Below are 15672 nucleotides of genomic sequence, written 5' to 3' on the forward strand. Positions count from 1 at the left end.
TTCATTGCATACAGATTCAAAGATATAAATGGACTTAAAAGTTCTGCCTCTTAACCTGCAATCAGTCAGTGCTTCGCAACTTGAACAAATTCAATTGAAGGAGGAACTCCTTTGTATTACATTCAGTATCCTATATTGGTTAGCCCTTATTGCTATCCGCCTGGAATCGTTAATATACCTGTTCGATGTATTCCGGCATACATCCAAGCACCATTACAAAGCTCGCATCAAATACAGCCGCAAAGACAATATCAGTATCCTGAGGTGGATATTCAACAGTTCGAAAAATCTGCCCAAAGTTTTCAGCAGCTCATAAAACAAGCTGATTTACTTATAAATAGGCTGGCAAGATCAAAAGAATTTGCTCGTGAACTAATGTCAGCAGCACAAAAGTCAGATGACAAAAAAGTCAATGAGTTAATTAAGTCAACGGGGATTACCATTAAGGTTAAAACCAGTTTTACTCCAGACGGGATTCGGATCATCTTGGATAACTCCAAGCTTGAAGGACATTGCTGCCAACTATTAATTGCCTTACGCTGGTAATCATTCTGCCGAACAGCTTAGCCGCTGTTCACAGATTTTTTCACAAAAATAGGACAAGGTAGATAAACCTTGCCCCATTTAATTGGAAACTCCATAATATGGACCGATTCCCCTTACCCCCTGTAAAGTAAGCAGTTCGGAAACAGTAACAAATTGGTACCCTTGATTTTCAAGTTCTGTCATTAAAATCGGTAAGGCATCTGCTGTTGATGGATGTATGTCATGTAAAAGTACAATGGAGCCTGGAAAAATCGTTTTCTGTACGATCTTATTGACTCCCTCAGCATTCCGCTTTTGCCAATCAAGGGAATCAACAGACCATAAAATAATCTGCGCGTTATTCTCGGAGGCAACTTTTTCCACAAGGGAATTGTACACACCATATGGAGGACGAAAACACACGGGCGAACGGCCGATGACCCCTTCAATCATTTGATTTGTTCCAACTATTTCCTGCCAAATTTGTGCTTCACTCAATTTAGACAAATTTGCATGACTGCCGCTATGATTCCCAATTTCATGCCCTTCCTCAGCTACTTGCTTAGCAAGTTCAGGATAGTATTGAACCCTATTTCCTAACATAAAAAAAGTGGCTTTTGCTTGATGCTGCTTCAATGTTTCAAGAATCCGCGGTGTCACCGTAGGACTTGGTCCATCGTCGAAAGTAAGCGCAATGTATTTCCCATTAGGATCTAGAGTGCTTTCAAGTTCCTCTGGGGGTGCGATTTGTAATCGAGTCATCATATTCTCGTTTAAATATAAGCGCAATCTTTCAACTGGAACCTCAACTTTGACGAAAGGGTCTTGTGCCTGCAAAAATAGTGTGAAAACATTTTGATTAATATGCCAATTTAATTGATTAGGCCGCTTGAATAACTCCTCCAGCCCTTCACTTCGACTGCTTTCATCTGGAATATATTCTTTTAAAATAGAATAAAACCCATCGAGATTGCTATCATCTAACTGAAAGACGTCTGTTAAACTTAAAATCTTGTTATCTGTTAGGTTCAAATTAAAAATTTTGATCCCATCTTGAAGTTCAGTTTCTTTATTTTTCAAATTGAACGTTATAGTATGTAAGTCATCTGTTACGGCATTTAAATGAACAGTAATATGTAATTTAGCAAGATGTTCTTCATGAAAGTTTCGCTTATTTTTTTCAACAAATGCAAGAAACTGGTCCATTTCCTTTTCAGTCCACATCTGAATGTACTGATTAATTGGTTCACTTTTCGTTAAAATAGTACTTATCGAAAAGTAGTAACTATTTGTTTCTTCTGTACTTGTCTTTCGCTGAAAATCGGGAAAGTCACTTACAACTTCAATATTCTCCGTCGTAACAACTGGAGATCGAACCACTGTTTCCTGAGCAGTACCTGCAAACGCTACCATAATAAATAAAATAAAGCCAGTTCCAACTATCCAACCTATTCTTCTAATCAAAAATTTTCATTTCCTTTCAAATCGGTTATGAAAATTAACAAAATGTTTTTCCCCTCTTCGTTGTAATTCACTCCATTTCTAGGGATAACGTAATGTTATTATCATTATATTTAACTTCAACATTTTCATACTTTGAATCTTTTACTTTTAAAATAATCCCTCCTTTATCAATTTTAACCAAAATTATACAATAAGAATATAGAACAAGAGACCCATCCAAAAGGAGTGCTTTTAGTAGGAAGCAGAGGGACGGTTCCCTTGCTTCCTAGTTATTTGAAAGAAGCGGCAGAACCGTTCCCCTGGAACATTTTTTAGTTTCGTTACGTCCATATAAATGAGGTGATTGTTTTATGAGAAAATGGTTGTTATTTATTTGGATTCTAGCGTTATTTGTATTTGTCAGTGGTTGCGGTACGGAAGGAAAGAGCAGTAATCATCCTGAAAAAGAGTTAGATCATTATGATGTTGTCAATATGAAGGCTGAAGTACAAGAAGGTGATTTTATTTATCGTCTTGTTTCTGAACAAAAGGAATATCTCGATGGTCAGTCTGTTATTTTGTATGGGGAGTTGGAATATGTCGGAGATCAGTCAGAAATGACAATCCAGCATGCAACCTCACCGTTTTATTTTCCAATAGAAGAAAAAATCCGTGGGATTGACATTCCTTATCCCATGCCGGAACCTCTAGTAACTACGACGCTGAAAAAAGGCGAACCGCTTAGAACTGAATATACAGGCGGCGGTGCTTATAGTGAAGAAGACAAGAAAGCTTATGTTGAATTTATGAAAGACTTTATCGAAAATGGTTTTCCTACAGGCTATTATATTGTAAATGGCTATGCTGATTTTCTAGTACCTAAAGATGGCAGTCAAGAACCTGATAAATATTATTTAGAAGCACAGGTTGATTTTAAAGTGAAATAATTTGCAAAATAAAAAACAGCTCAGTCCACTAGAACAGAGCTGTTTTTTATTTTTCTTTTTGCGCATTGCCTACATTAACTGCATGTCAGTAATACAGGTATTATCACCTTTAAACGTGGAAATCTCTGATTCTACCGATTTATCACCCTGTTTAATTGTAACATGATAAGTATTGTCTCGTGGCAGCCACAAGTCAATAAAACCGTTAGCTTGAGACTTCACGGTCTCGTCCATAATCACATTGCCTTCTTTGGCTACAATGTATAAGGCAAAGTCCTGCTCGACCAATTCACCTTGACAACCTGTCAAGTTATGGGCTTGTCAAGGATGGGTCTCATAGATATAAGGAGCAATCGAAACAAAAAATTCTTCTTCCGATAGATTATAGACTTCCTTCGTTTCATCACTGTTCGTTACGATTAATTCATTCGATGTGATGGAAGCTGATTTATCTTTTATGTTTCCTTCAGTGAAATCCTTCACCAATTCCTTGATATTAGCTGTTTCCTTTTCCGTTACTGTTTTTTCTTCATTTGACCCGCAAGCCGCTAATAGGGAAATGCTAACTAATAATAGAATACCAAAGAGCGTTTTTTTCATGTTGTATTCACCTCTCATTCTATCGCTAATTTTCTCCTATACTTTGTAAATGTTAAATCTATTAACCTTGTATAAACTTATTCTATTATAAAATAGTATGATTACAAATTAAAACTTTGTGAAATATCTGTTAACATATCAATTTACTATTATATATTTAAAATATTTCTAGGAGTATCTCCCTATTTGGCATCTTTGGAAGCAAAAGAACCGTCCCCCTGCTTCCAAGGGGGACATTGATTTATTACAGCTCTTTTATTCTTTTCGTAAGCTCATTAAACCTTCTGTCTAATTCCTCGTAGGCTTTATCCTTTGGTGTCATATAGCTGAGCTTTCCCAATATTTCCTGTCTTTCTGTTTCAAGCTTTAAGCGTAATTCTTCCCTATCGTCAATTGTTACAGGCTTTACTTTAAATTGTTTATGAATTTTGCCATTTGCAAGAGTCAATTCAGTATTCGTTGTCTTTTCAAGAAAATAGCGATCATGCGAAACAACTAGCAGTGTACCGTTGTATTGCGATAATGTCTGTTCAAGCTGTTCACGAGATGGCAGATCAAGGTGGTTGGTCGGCTCATCTAAAATCAAGACGTCTTTTTCTTCAAGAATATAGGCCATCAGCTTGCACTTTACCCGCTCACCCATGCTCATATTTCCAATTGACTCCGTCCACTGCGCTGCCGTAAATCCTAAGTGCTTCATTAAATTCTGTACCTTGCCTCTTTCTGCAAAGGTTTCTTTGTAAAAAAGCTCTGCGGGTGTTTTTTCAAAAGGTAAATCAAAAACCTCCTGTGTTAAATAACCAATATTAGCAGCTGGAGAAATCCATACATCGCCTTCAGCGCTTACCTGTTCCATGATGACTTTAAGGAGAGTTGTCTTTCCACTTCCATTAGGCCCAATGATCGCGACCCTCTCACCATGCTGAATAGTAAAATTGACATTTTTAAATAAAGCTAGCCCATCGAAGAACTTGCTTAAATCCTTCACTTCTAAGAACCTCTTCCCGATTTTGTTATTGGCTTTAAGAGAAAACTGTACTTGATAGTCGGGCTCAAGACGTTCAACCTTTGCCTGTTCCAGTTCTTTTTCGAGGCGTTTTCGTTTTGATTTCACCTGTGAATCCAATCGCTTTGCTTTTACACGGTGATATTCTTTAAAGCCCTCCTGTTTCGTCGATTGAGCATGTGCCTTATTCGACCAGGAAGTAAGCTCATGCATTTGTGCCTCAATACTCTCCACCATTTTTTGCTGTTTTTCATATTCGCGTTGCTGCGTCAAGCGTTTCTGTTCCCGGGCCTTCATATAACTAGAATAATTACCCTTATGCTCAATCAACCGTTTATTTTCAATTGACCAGATCTTAGTTGCCACCTCATCTAAAAAATAACGATTATGTGAAACAAAGATAATGGTACCTTGATAACCCTTCATGAGATTTCGAAGGAGTTCCGTACTTTGCTGATCAAGATGGTTGGTAGGCTCGTCTAAAAGTAACAATGGTGCTTCTTGGGCAAACCCCTTTGCCAGTCGTGCTTTTAGCTTTTCTCCACCGCTTAATTGATTAAAATCATGAGCGGGTACATGCATTTTCTCTAATAAGGTTTCTTCTAGAGGTGTCACCTCTGCAAACGAATGAGACTCCGTTTCCTGTTCAACAAAGACAACACTCAATTTGTCCTCAAACCATTGTAACTGTCCTTTTGTCGGCATCATTTGTTTATTCAACAATTGCAGTAAAGTCGATTTCCCGGCTCCATTTTTCCCAATTATTCCGATGATATCACCTTGATGCACACTGGCATTGACGTCTTCAAATATGACTTGTTCCATTATTTCATAGCTGATATTTCTTAATTTAAGTAGTTCTTTCATCCAATCATCCCTTTCTTAAGGGGAGAATTAAAAAATCCTCCCAAATTAATTGGAAGGATTAGTCGCATTTTAATAAGCCTAAATAAGCTATTACATTAGATAGCTCAATAATTTATTATTGAAAAATGGGCAGACTAATCCTATTTTGTTTCATTTGAAATATGCTATTTCAAACTGTTAAAAATAAGATTAGTTAATCATCGTCCACCCATCACCTCTTTAACATTAGTAACCTCATTGTAGCATACCTTTTTTTGAATTTAAACTGTTGTATAAGAATTGGGTTCTTGTTCTTTCCAATCTCATTTTGTTCTGTATCTGAATAAAAAAGCCGGAGTAACCCCATCCGGCTTTTTATCTGCGTACTTATTTTTGTTCCCACAAATATTTTACAACTGCCTCATATTCTTCCTCCGATAGGGACCCTGGTGCTGACATCGGCATTCTTTCCGAAACAAAGGCTAGCAGTTCCTCTTGCGTCTTAAAATTTGATTGGATGACAGCAGAATCTAACCTAGAATTCCCTCCGGATATATCACCAGAACTGTGACAGGAAATACAGCTTTTTTGAAAAATTTCATTCCCTGCAATGGATGACCCCGATTCATTTTTATTATCTTCAACCTGTTCATTCGAGGATTCTGCTGCCTCACCATCAGCCTTCTCATTGCTATTGCATGCACTGATAACAGCCAACAAGAAAAGAAACAATAAAATCCCAAATAGCCTCTTCAAATCAGCCACCTCGATCCAATCATAATAAAAATCCCTAATATCCTGAATATATATGGATCTTATTATTTGAATATTCCTTTAGAAGCAGAGGGACGGTTCTTCTGCTTCTAAAAATAAAAGAAAACGGACTTACTATGATTTAGCAGCCCGTTTACTAATTATAAATAGCACAAAATAGATTTCTCAATCCAATACGTAAATACTGTATTGGGACATTGGTTTTCATACTGCTTCATTTTTAAATACATATCTTTGCCGTCAGATACATCATGCCATAAATCTGTAAAAACAAAATCATAGTTAGCCTTTGGCATGTGTTTTTGCGCGTATTCAAAAGCATCCGCTTTGATAATCTGGACCTTCTCAGGATTTGTAAACTGTGGCAAATTATATTTAGTAAATAAATGGATCACATCTTCATTGACTTCAACAACTGTGATGCTTTCGACATTTTCTTTTTCGGAAACCATGTATGCAAAATAACCCAGCCCAAGTCCATATGTAAGAACATTCCCGAAAGCCTGGTCAACCGCCTCTTTCATCGTTTCGATTTCATTAGGGGTAATGGTCATCCAGATTCGATCATTTTCTAAAATGGCTGGAAACTTGAATTCAGTTTCAAAAAAACCAATTTGTGGAATTTGTCTTCCCTCCTTTGTTTCGATGATATCGTTACAAACAAAACCTTCAAAAGGTTTAAATTGATCATATTTAAGTTCACTATTCCCGATTTTCATCTCCGGGATCTTGATATTTTTATAATAAGGATTTTGATAAAATTCATGTGCATCAAGCTGATGTATCATCTTTTTAAAATAGTTATTAAACAAGTCCTTATCTTCTTTATTATCAACAATATCAAGTCCGAAAGCTGCGGCCAATATGACAGCAAAACTCGTAAGAAACATCGCTTATTGCTATTTCTTCAATTTCTTGTTTGTCTATTTATTCAAGTAATTGCTTAACATGGCAAAAACCTTGTAATTATCCTCTATGATTTCATTTTTTATTATTTTATCGCGTTCCATAACCTCACCTGATTTAATCATTTTTTATCAATCCATCACTAAATTGAAATAGACCAGATGAAGATGCCATCTGGTCTATTACTCTTATCATATTCTATCTAAATCTGAACGTAAGTTATATTTATAATTAATAAATTGTCATATTGTGATGAGCCACCATTGCATATGTATGGTGGAGACGGTGGGAGTCGAACCCACGTCCAAAGATATCGGCACTTAAGCTTCTACGAGTGTAGTCGATATATTTGCATTTCGCCGCACCATATGCCTATCGACGGGCGTCGTGGCTTGGCTAGTCTGATTGTTCTCTTCCTTCTCCCTCAGACGGCGGAATCCGGCGTATCCTGCTAAATTTGAGTCCGCTACCTTACCACGCAGGCAATGGAAGGGCGAACAGCTGACTTAATTAGGCAGCTAAAGAAAGTTGTTTGTTGCCAGTTATAGGCTTTGACGTTTTAACGAGGCCGATCCCCTCGACTCGCAACCTAAGCTCAAACTACCCCTGTCGAATCCGTAGCGTCCCCGTTATGAGAAAATCGCTGATAAAACTAATTATCAAATCGATTTGCGCTAATTGCGCTGACGTTCGGAGGCTCAAAGGCCGAGCAAAGATTAAATGTGTCAGTTCTTGCTGTATTATCATATCACAAATTATGCTCTTTTCAATTGTAAGTTACTGGAAAGCAATCTTATGAAATGTTTCTAACACTGGACTCATATATTTTTATTTTCTTTGTTTTAACCTTTTAATTAGCAGGAATTTATCTTTCATACATCGAAAAACAGATTTACATCTAAGTTTAAATTTTATTCAATGGAGTTGATCGTACATTGAAGAATGCTTTGGTTTTGGTACTTTCCTTTATTGCCATTCTCTTATTTACAGCATGCTCTAAAGAAAACGATAAAAAATCAATAGAGGATGAGCCGGTCATTTCCCCTCAAGCTGAAGTGGAAATCATAACAGATCATCTAGATATTCCATGGTCCATTGCAAAATGGGATGAAACCTTCTATTTATCTGAGAGGACAGGAAGCATTGTTAAGGTGGAGGCTGGAAAAAAAGAAAGGCAAAAGGTTGAACTAAAAAAAGTTTTATCAACCGCGGCTGAAGCTGGGTTATTAGGATTTGTATTGGCCCCTGATTTTTCGAAAACAAATCTAGCTTACGCCTATTATACATATGAAAACAGCTCAGGCCAATTCAACCGAATTGTTACATTACATATGGAGGATAATATATGGAAGGAAGAAAAATTGCTTCTTGATAAAATTCCAAGCGGGCCCGTTCATCATGGCGGCAGGCTTAAGATCGGTCCTGATGGTATGCTCTATGCAACAACAGGTGATGCGGCAGAAGCTTCCATTGCACAGGATACCACAACGTTAGGCGGAAAAATATTGAGACTTAATCTAGATGGATCTATACCGGAGGATAATCCATTCCCTCATGCATATGTGTACAGCTATGGACATCGGAATCCACAAGGGATTGCCTGGTCATCGGACGGCGTGATGTATGCCAGCGAACATGGAAATTCGGCAAACGATGAAATTAACCTCATTGAAGCAAGCAAAAATTATGGCTGGCCGATCATTCAAGGTCCTGAGGAAAAAGAATCTATGATTACACCGCTCTTTACTTCAGGAGATAAAATGACATGGGCGCCGTCAGGAATGGCTTATTTTGAAAACAAGCTGTATGTAGCCGCCTTAAGAGGTAATGCGTTACTCGAATTTAATCTGCAGTCCGGTGAAAAACAAGAAGTGGTTACAGGTCTCGGAAGAATCAGAGATGTTTATGTTGAAGGTCATTCTCTTTATTTTATCAGTAATAATACAGACGGACGCGGCGTGCCGCAAGAAAACGATGATAAACTGTATCGTATATCGCTTTTGGAAAAGAGATGAGGAGAAATTCTTATAACAAAAAAGGACTTACCATTATGGTGAGTCCTTTTTTCTTTTGGAAGCAACAGAACCGTCCCCCTGCTTCCTCTTAAACAGACATGCAATCCTGAGGCTGACGGCCACCTATATTATCTACCCCTAAAATCGTATATAATTCATCTAGCCTTTGAATCTGAAACGTTGGTACTAAATCTGTTCCATTTGATTGTTCTTTCGGATTAAACCAACAAGTGTCGATTCCTGCCTGCTGTCCTCCTTTTATATCCGAGCTCAAGGAATCACCGATAATTAAGGTTTCCTCTGCTGAATAGCCAGGAATCCTTGCAGATACATAATCAAAATACTCCTTCATTGGCTTTTGATAACCTGTGTCCTCGGAGACAAAGATATCCTGGAACAATGGGAATAATCCAGAATCGTGCAGACGTTTTTGCTGTGTTTTCGAAATACCGTTTGTAACAATATATAAATCATATTGTTGCTGCAGATTATGAATTAATTCCAAGGCACCTTCGATGAGCTGATGCCCTTCATCTAAATAGCTGCGGTATTTCTTTTCTAGTAACACTCCATCAACTGCTTGACCTAGCTCTTTAAATAAAAGCGTAAAACGGGTGTTCACAACCTCATCCCGTTCCATTTTCCCTTCTTCAAAGGATTTCCATAGACCTTGATTTATTTTTTTATACTGTTCCTCAAGCTGCGGTGTAAATGTAATTCTTTGTTCCTCAAATAGTAAGCTTAGTGCTGACTTTTCCGCCTCATCAAAATCCAATAACGTATTGTCCACGTCAAATAATAAAGTCTTGTATTTTTTCAATGATGATCTCTCCATTTTTAACATGTCTATGCTGTTTACTATTATACCATGAAAACTATAATCCTCTTGATTCTTACTATAATTGGCAGTTTGATATAGACAAAAAAGGGATTCGCAGTGTACGATTCCCTTTTTAGGTTCAAGCAATAACCATGTTTTATCATAATCTTTTAACTTCGCTTTTTCCCGACAGCGGCAAGAAGACAAACTCCTCCTCACCGTCCAATTCTAATAATTCATCAATTCGCTGTTGGTCATAGATTCCAATAGCACATGCACCAGCCTCGACTGATTCACTGGCAAGATATAGATTTTGACAGACACGTCCAATGTCTATCAATATTTTTTTATGGGCAGAAAAATCGTACTTCCATTCAGAACGATAGGAAGTTGTACTCCAAGCAAATACTACTGCAGCCTTTTTCGCAAAGTTAGGAACAAACGGCTGCTCGAGTGTAATATCATCGATTTTCTGATCTATTTCATCCAACTTAAACATAAATAATAGTTTATGCTCTAGCGGCAGCTACCGATAGCCCCCCTGCTGCAGCCCTTCCACACGCATAATGAATAAATAGGTTTCAAAGGAATGGGTTGCACCGCTGCATGGAACCGTACGAAGGGTCGATCATGATTTATTTGTAGAAGTAATTCCCTGTGTAGCCCTTAAAAGATACGATAGCTCCGAAAGACTAATAGAATCCTGACTATAAAATCTTGTACTTCTTCTTTCTTTTATACACTTAAAAACATTTGAACTCTTAACAACTTCCTCGTTTACAACCGGCAAATCAATGATCGTTGAAGATAGATGATAGGGCTTTACATTCCGTGGTTTTGGGATTCCTTTCATTTTGTCCGTTTTTATCTTCTTAAATTCAAGAAAGTTCGATTTTATGAAATTTTTTTGTTGTTCATATCCTGTCATGTTAAGCCCTCCCGTGATGTCTTTACTAACCTATATCATAACTTCTCATTTATATTTTTCTGTGTCTTTTATCACGGGTATGGCTTGACATATTAAGAAGACACCTTGCCCATTTTAACCTATTCTATTAAAATCAATCTATCATTAAATATGAGGTGGAATTCATGAATCATCTATTCGACAAAGTAAAAAATCTCCCCTCAACACCTGGTGTCTACCTTATGAAAGATTCACGTGCTGATGTCATTTATGTTGGCAAGTCAAAGAATTTAAAAAGCAGGGTTCAATCTTATTTTTATCACTCAAAGGCACATTCCCGTAAGGTTGAAAAGCTTGTAAAAACTTTACAGGATTTTGATTTTATCCAAACGGACACAGAATTTGAGGCATTTATGCTGGAATGCCAATTAATTAAAGAAATGAAGCCTTATTTTAATAAATTAATGAAAAATCCTCTATCTTATACGTATATAGTGATTAAAAAGGATGAAGAGATTCATAGAGTTGAAGTTAGTCATTCTATTAGTAAAAGTAAAAAACAGCTATATTTTGGTCCATTTACAAGTAAAAGTACGGTAGAAAAGGCCCTCGAAGGATTTAAGGATTGTTATAAAATAAACTGCAGTAGTGTTACTTATTCACCCTGCCTTAATTATGCAATAGGCAAGTGTATTGGTATGTGCCGAGGCGGTACTGCAATTGATCAATATCATGCCATTGTTGAAAAACTTATTTCATTACTAGACAGAACCGATATGAGCCTGATTGAGGAAATGCAAGAAAAAATGGCAGCGGCAGCAGAAAGTTTCGATTTTGAAACAGCAGCCAAATACAGAAACACTATAAAGTATTTGACCACACTTATTAATAAGGAAAGAATGATAGAATTTACAGAGGAGAATCATAATCTTATTATGGTCGAACATATAAGTGAAGACTGTTGTAAAATATTCTTAGTAAAAAGAAATAAAATATTATTTAGTGAAACCTATTCTACTAGTGATGATACTATCTTTACAAACATTACATCAAATATTATGAAGTATTTCCGTACACCCTGCTCAACGGAAAAACTCACCCCAGAAGAAATCGATGAGGCTCAAATCATCTATCGCTATTTGAGCAGTACTAACTGCAGCTATAGAATCCTTTCAGAAAAATGTCTCCACTCGGAGAGTTTGCTTGAAAATGAGATTAGTAAGTTATTTTCATAGTTAACAATGCTTTGTGATGCTTTTAGAATCAAAAGAATCATCCCCTGCTTGTATGTTTTTTCTGACATTGTCATAAAATAGAATGTTCAAATACTATGTAGGAGGTTTTATGATGTCGGATATGAAGCAAACCTATAACGGAGCGTATGAGGATAAGTCCCGAATTTTTAAAAACGTTAATCAATCAGCAACGAATTATGTTCAAAATGCGATTGAGAATATGACAGAAACTCAGGATGCAACGCAAAATTTAGTCAATGCTACCATGAAGAAACGAATTAAATAGTAAAACGATGACGATGCTTCTATTGATATAGAAGCATTTTTCTTTGAACACACTTTATATTACATACTTTCCGGATTTTTAATAGATTGTTACATGTTGTTATCTTTCTGTTATGAACGTTATCTAATTAATACCTCCCTGTTCTTATTCTGTAAAACTACTATGTTACTATAATTGACATAAATACGGACAGAACAACACAACTATGGGAGGTACAGAAATTGAAACGAAAATGGCTATCGATTGCTGCAGCATCAGCATTTTTTATAGTAGGGACTACTAATGTACATGCAGAACAAGTTGTTGTACATAAGGGTGATACTTTGTGGGGAATCGCAAAAGAAAATGAAGTATCTGTTGAATCCATCAAAGAATGGAACAATCTATCAAGTGATCTCATTCATCCAAATGATCTTCTTGAAGTATCACCTATTAAACATTTACTTGTCACAAAAGGGGACAACCTTTGGAATATTGCCCAAGTCTATGGCGTGTCAGTCGATGATCTAAAGACATGGAATAATCTCACAACCGATTTAATCCATCCTGGTTTAGATTTGACTATTTATACGAGTGAAAATGCTGTTCCAGTAGCTGAACAAGCTGTTCCAAGCAATCCGGCACCAACAGAATCCGCTGCACAGGCTGCTTCAAGTAATCAAGCACCAACGGAATCCGCTGCACAGGCTGCTTCAAGTAATCCAGCACCAACGGAACCCGCTGCACAGGCTGCTCCGAGCAACCCAGCACCAGCTGAGCCTGCAGCACAAGCAGAAACAACATCAAGCAATGGGCCGACAGGTAAAGAAGTCATGGTTGAAGCAACCGCTTATACAGCTAATTGTGAAGGATGCTCTGGTATTACAAAAACAGGTGTCGATTTAAACGCGAACCCAGATGCAAAAGTGATTGCCGTTGATCCAGCTGTTATTCCTTTAGGTTCAAAAGTCTATGTAGAGGGATATGGTTATGCAACAGCTGCAGATATTGGAGGCGGCATCAACGGTCACGAAATTGATATTTACGTTCAAAACCATAATGACGCGATCCAATGGGGCAGAAAAACAGTAAAAGTGACGATTATCGATTAAATCAGGAGCTTATCTTCTCCTTTTACTCTTAACTTAACAAAGAAAGCCTTGCAGAACTCTCTGCAGGGCTTTTTTATTACTCTAGGGATGGTTCTACTGAAATAGATGATGCAGCATGCGTTCTTTGTCATCGAAAAACTGTTTCATCATAATGTAATGGTTGGTGTTTTCGAGTGTTGTTTCGATTATTCCTTCTTCTGTTAGCTCAAAGATTTTTGCTTTGGGGTATGCCATGATGATCGGTGAATGTGTCGATATGATAAATTGAGATTCTTGATTCACTAGTTCATTGATTCTAGCCAGCAACGATAGTTGTCGCAGTGGGGAAAGTGCTGCTTCAGGTTCGTCTAGAATATAAAGACCTTGGCCTTGAAATCTTTCAATAAAGGTAGCAAAAAATGCTTCGCCATGTGATTGCTGATGCAAGGATTTTCCGCCAAAACGATCGATAATTCTTCCCCCGCCGCCCGGCTCCCTGTCTAATTCCTCGATATTGGTAGCTAAATTATAGTAAGATTCTGCACGGAAGAAAAATTGATCCTCCGCTCTATACACGCCTTTTGCAATGCGAAGATACTGCTCTAGATTGGAATGTGAATCATAGCTTGAAAAATTAAAATTTAATGACCCGCCTTCCGGATTAAAACCTAATGCGATCGCTATCCCCTCAAGCAAGGTCGACTTACCCATTCCATTTTCTCCAACAATATACGTGACATTTGGGTGAAAAAGAATCTCGTGAAAGTTTTTCATAACAGGCAGACTAAGAGGAAAATGATCGAATGAGGAAATATGCTGTTCATTTAGAGATACACGTTTGATATACTGCGTTTCTTTTGTCAGTTTCATCATTTCCAACCTCCCTGCCCCATATCTTACCATATTTTAATTAAGCATGGGCTGTCCATAAACAAAGGTGTCAGCACCACAATATAATATCTAGTATCACTTTGCTTAAAATCGCACATGATATAGATGCTTTGTGGATGCCTGACACCTTTTGGGTCAGCCCTATTTAATCTGTTTAGATACTCTTTTTTACATCCTCTCTGATTGACTCAACGATGTATTCGGATAAATTTGCGGGTAAGGAAGTTCCATCGCCTTGGAATAACCAGGTATTTATGATTTCGAGGTCTGCTTTTCTGAAGGTGATGCTGTATATTTGATTTTCGTGGGTAAAGTCTGTCGTGACGTATTCTTCACCATCAAAATCATCATCGATGATCATGTTATGTATTTCGTATGGCTTCACTTTTATTCTCCTTCTATTTCATTTCTCTCTATATAGGGTTAACGATCCATTTAAGATTATTCATCATTTAAAAGAAACATTTATTCATCCTATTTTTTTACAAGCAAATCCTCTAGGGCATGAAAAAGGAACGGAAACATAAATTCAAAGCCTTCATTCATTAGTTTTTCAGGTATGACATGCTGACCTTCAAGAACAAGTGCGCTTTTTTTCCCAAGAACCATTCTCATGATAAATGAAGGCACTGGAAGCCAATGAGGGCGATGTAAGACAGTACCGATGATTTGACCAAACTGTTCCATTCTAATTGGCTCTGGCGCAGTGACATTTACTGGACCGCTCATTCTGTCATGTTCCATTGCAAAAAGGATAGCTTGTACGACGTCTTTTACATGAACCCATGACACCCACTGTTTTCCAGAACCAACGGTCCCGCCAGCAAATAATTTATACGGCAGCACCATCAGCGGTAACGCCCCGCCTTCATTGCCGAGCACAACGCCAAATCTCATAATTACAGTGCGGACAGAAAACTCATTTACCTTTTGCGCTTTTATTTCCCAATCGGAAACCGTTTTGGCGAGAAAATCCTTTGCTTTATTTGCAGATTCCTCCGTGTATACAGCGTCAATTGAGGCTGGATATATGCCAATAGCACTTGCGTTAATGAATACAGAAGGTTTTATAGGCATCGCTGCAATGATTCTTAACAACTCATCAGTTGCAGTCATGCGGCTCTCATAAATCTGTTTTTGGTGGTTTGCGTTCCATCTTCCCTCATTGATTGAAACACCAGCTAAGTTAATAAATGCATCAGCATGTCTGATTTCTTTTTCAGGGACTGCATCTTCTGAAAGCCATCTAATATATGATACATCTCCGGCTTCAGGCCTTGGCTTTCTTGTTAATATGACGATCGTATGACCATTGGCAAGTAAGTTCTCCATCAATTTATGCCCGATAAAACCGGTTCCGCCAGCAATGACAATTTTCATTTATAGCCTCCCTAATTTTCA

General features: G+C 37.5%; 17 protein-coding genes and 1 other RNA gene. 6 read left to right on the top strand and 12 right to left on the bottom strand.

What is annotated here, in order from left to right:
- The first annotated feature begins 111 nt into the window (after nt 1-111).
- Nucleotides 112-546, top strand: coding sequence for a hypothetical protein (locus R4Z09_RS17615; protein WP_338448054.1), 435 nt, complete (start codon nt 112-114; stop codon nt 544-546).
- A 78-nt stretch (nt 547-624) separates the two neighbouring features.
- On the opposite strand, the gene R4Z09_RS17620 is transcribed toward R4Z09_RS17615, so the two are convergent.
- Nucleotides 625-1989, bottom strand: a complete 1365-nt coding sequence (locus tag R4Z09_RS17620) for a polysaccharide deacetylase family protein (RefSeq protein ID WP_338448055.1) — start codon at nt 1987-1989, stop codon at nt 625-627.
- Between the two features lie 350 nt (nt 1990-2339).
- Here R4Z09_RS17620 and R4Z09_RS17625 point away from each other — a divergent pair, with 350 nt between their 5' ends.
- On the top strand, nt 2340-2915 hold the full coding sequence (locus tag R4Z09_RS17625; protein ID WP_338448056.1) for a hypothetical protein: 576 nt from the start codon (nt 2340-2342) through the stop codon (nt 2913-2915).
- Between the two features lie 69 nt (nt 2916-2984).
- On the opposite strand, the gene R4Z09_RS17630 is transcribed toward R4Z09_RS17625, so the two are convergent.
- The 5 genes from R4Z09_RS17630 to ssrA all read right to left on the bottom strand — a co-directional run bounded on the left by R4Z09_RS17630 (nt 2985) and on the right by ssrA (nt 7675).
- Complete coding sequence (locus R4Z09_RS17630; protein WP_338448057.1) at nt 2985-3515, bottom strand: CueP family metal-binding protein; 531 nt, start codon at nt 3513-3515, stop codon at nt 2985-2987.
- Between the two features lie 244 nt (nt 3516-3759).
- Entirely contained in the window at nt 3760-5388 is a 1629-nt protein-coding gene (gene abc-f, locus R4Z09_RS17635) for a ribosomal protection-like ABC-F family protein (protein WP_338448058.1), read from the bottom strand.
- A 366-nt stretch (nt 5389-5754) separates the two neighbouring features.
- Nucleotides 5755-6123 (bottom strand): cytochrome c, encoded by a 369-nt coding sequence (locus R4Z09_RS17640; RefSeq protein WP_338448059.1) that lies wholly within the window; start codon nt 6121-6123, stop codon nt 5755-5757.
- A gap of 158 nt (nt 6124-6281) precedes the next feature.
- On the bottom strand, nt 6282-7031 hold the full coding sequence (locus R4Z09_RS17645) for a hypothetical protein (RefSeq protein ID WP_338448060.1): 750 nt from the start codon (nt 7029-7031) through the stop codon (nt 6282-6284).
- Nucleotides 7032-7321: 290 nt separating this feature from the next.
- Nucleotides 7322-7675: a transfer-messenger RNA gene (ssrA, locus tag R4Z09_RS17650) on the bottom strand.
- A gap of 307 nt (nt 7676-7982) precedes the next feature.
- Between ssrA and R4Z09_RS17655 the strand changes: the two genes are divergently transcribed.
- Entirely contained in the window at nt 7983-9062 is a 1080-nt protein-coding gene (locus tag R4Z09_RS17655; RefSeq protein WP_338448061.1) for a PQQ-dependent sugar dehydrogenase, read from the top strand.
- A gap of 88 nt (nt 9063-9150) precedes the next feature.
- Here R4Z09_RS17655 and R4Z09_RS17660 read toward each other — a convergent pair whose 3' ends face one another.
- From R4Z09_RS17660 to R4Z09_RS17670, 3 genes are all read right to left on the bottom strand, one after another.
- Nucleotides 9151-9882, bottom strand: coding sequence for a YjjG family noncanonical pyrimidine nucleotidase (locus R4Z09_RS17660; protein WP_338448062.1), 732 nt, complete (start codon nt 9880-9882; stop codon nt 9151-9153).
- Nucleotides 9883-10042: 160 nt separating this feature from the next.
- A complete protein-coding gene (locus tag R4Z09_RS17665; protein ID WP_338448063.1) occupies nt 10043-10381 on the bottom strand; it encodes a nitroreductase family protein in 339 nt (112 codons plus the stop codon).
- A gap of 129 nt (nt 10382-10510) precedes the next feature.
- The gene (locus R4Z09_RS17670) at nt 10511-10810 is read right to left on the bottom strand and encodes a hypothetical protein (RefSeq protein WP_338448064.1); all 300 of its coding nucleotides are present in this window, start codon (nt 10808-10810) and stop codon (nt 10511-10513) included.
- A gap of 164 nt (nt 10811-10974) precedes the next feature.
- Between R4Z09_RS17670 and R4Z09_RS17675 the strand changes: the two genes are divergently transcribed.
- The 3 genes from R4Z09_RS17675 to R4Z09_RS17685 all read left to right on the top strand — a co-directional run bounded on the left by R4Z09_RS17675 (nt 10975) and on the right by R4Z09_RS17685 (nt 13401).
- Nucleotides 10975-12024 (top strand): UvrB/UvrC motif-containing protein, encoded by a 1050-nt coding sequence (locus R4Z09_RS17675; RefSeq protein ID WP_338448065.1) that lies wholly within the window; start codon nt 10975-10977, stop codon nt 12022-12024.
- A 112-nt stretch (nt 12025-12136) separates the two neighbouring features.
- Complete coding sequence (locus R4Z09_RS17680) at nt 12137-12310, top strand: hypothetical protein (protein ID WP_338448066.1); 174 nt, start codon at nt 12137-12139, stop codon at nt 12308-12310.
- A 221-nt stretch (nt 12311-12531) separates the two neighbouring features.
- Entirely contained in the window at nt 12532-13401 is an 870-nt protein-coding gene (locus R4Z09_RS17685) for a LysM peptidoglycan-binding domain-containing protein (protein WP_338448067.1), read from the top strand.
- A gap of 93 nt (nt 13402-13494) precedes the next feature.
- Here R4Z09_RS17685 and R4Z09_RS17690 read toward each other — a convergent pair whose 3' ends face one another.
- The 3 genes from R4Z09_RS17690 to R4Z09_RS17700 all read right to left on the bottom strand — a co-directional run bounded on the left by R4Z09_RS17690 (nt 13495) and on the right by R4Z09_RS17700 (nt 15651).
- Nucleotides 13495-14250, bottom strand: a complete 756-nt coding sequence (locus R4Z09_RS17690; RefSeq protein WP_338453297.1) for an AAA family ATPase — start codon at nt 14248-14250, stop codon at nt 13495-13497.
- A gap of 175 nt (nt 14251-14425) precedes the next feature.
- On the bottom strand, nt 14426-14656 hold the full coding sequence (locus R4Z09_RS17695) for a hypothetical protein (RefSeq protein ID WP_338448068.1): 231 nt from the start codon (nt 14654-14656) through the stop codon (nt 14426-14428).
- An 89-nt stretch (nt 14657-14745) separates the two neighbouring features.
- Nucleotides 14746-15651: a TIGR01777 family oxidoreductase gene (locus tag R4Z09_RS17700; protein ID WP_338448069.1), complete on the bottom strand. Its 906-nt coding sequence runs from the start codon at nt 15649-15651 to the stop codon at nt 14746-14748.
- Between the last annotated feature and the right edge of the window lie 21 nt (nt 15652-15672).

The sequence above is a fragment of the Niallia oryzisoli genome, from assembly GCF_036670025.1.
In the GTDB taxonomy this organism is placed as follows: domain Bacteria; phylum Bacillota; class Bacilli; order Bacillales; family Cytobacillaceae; genus Bacillus_BD; species Bacillus_BD oryzisoli.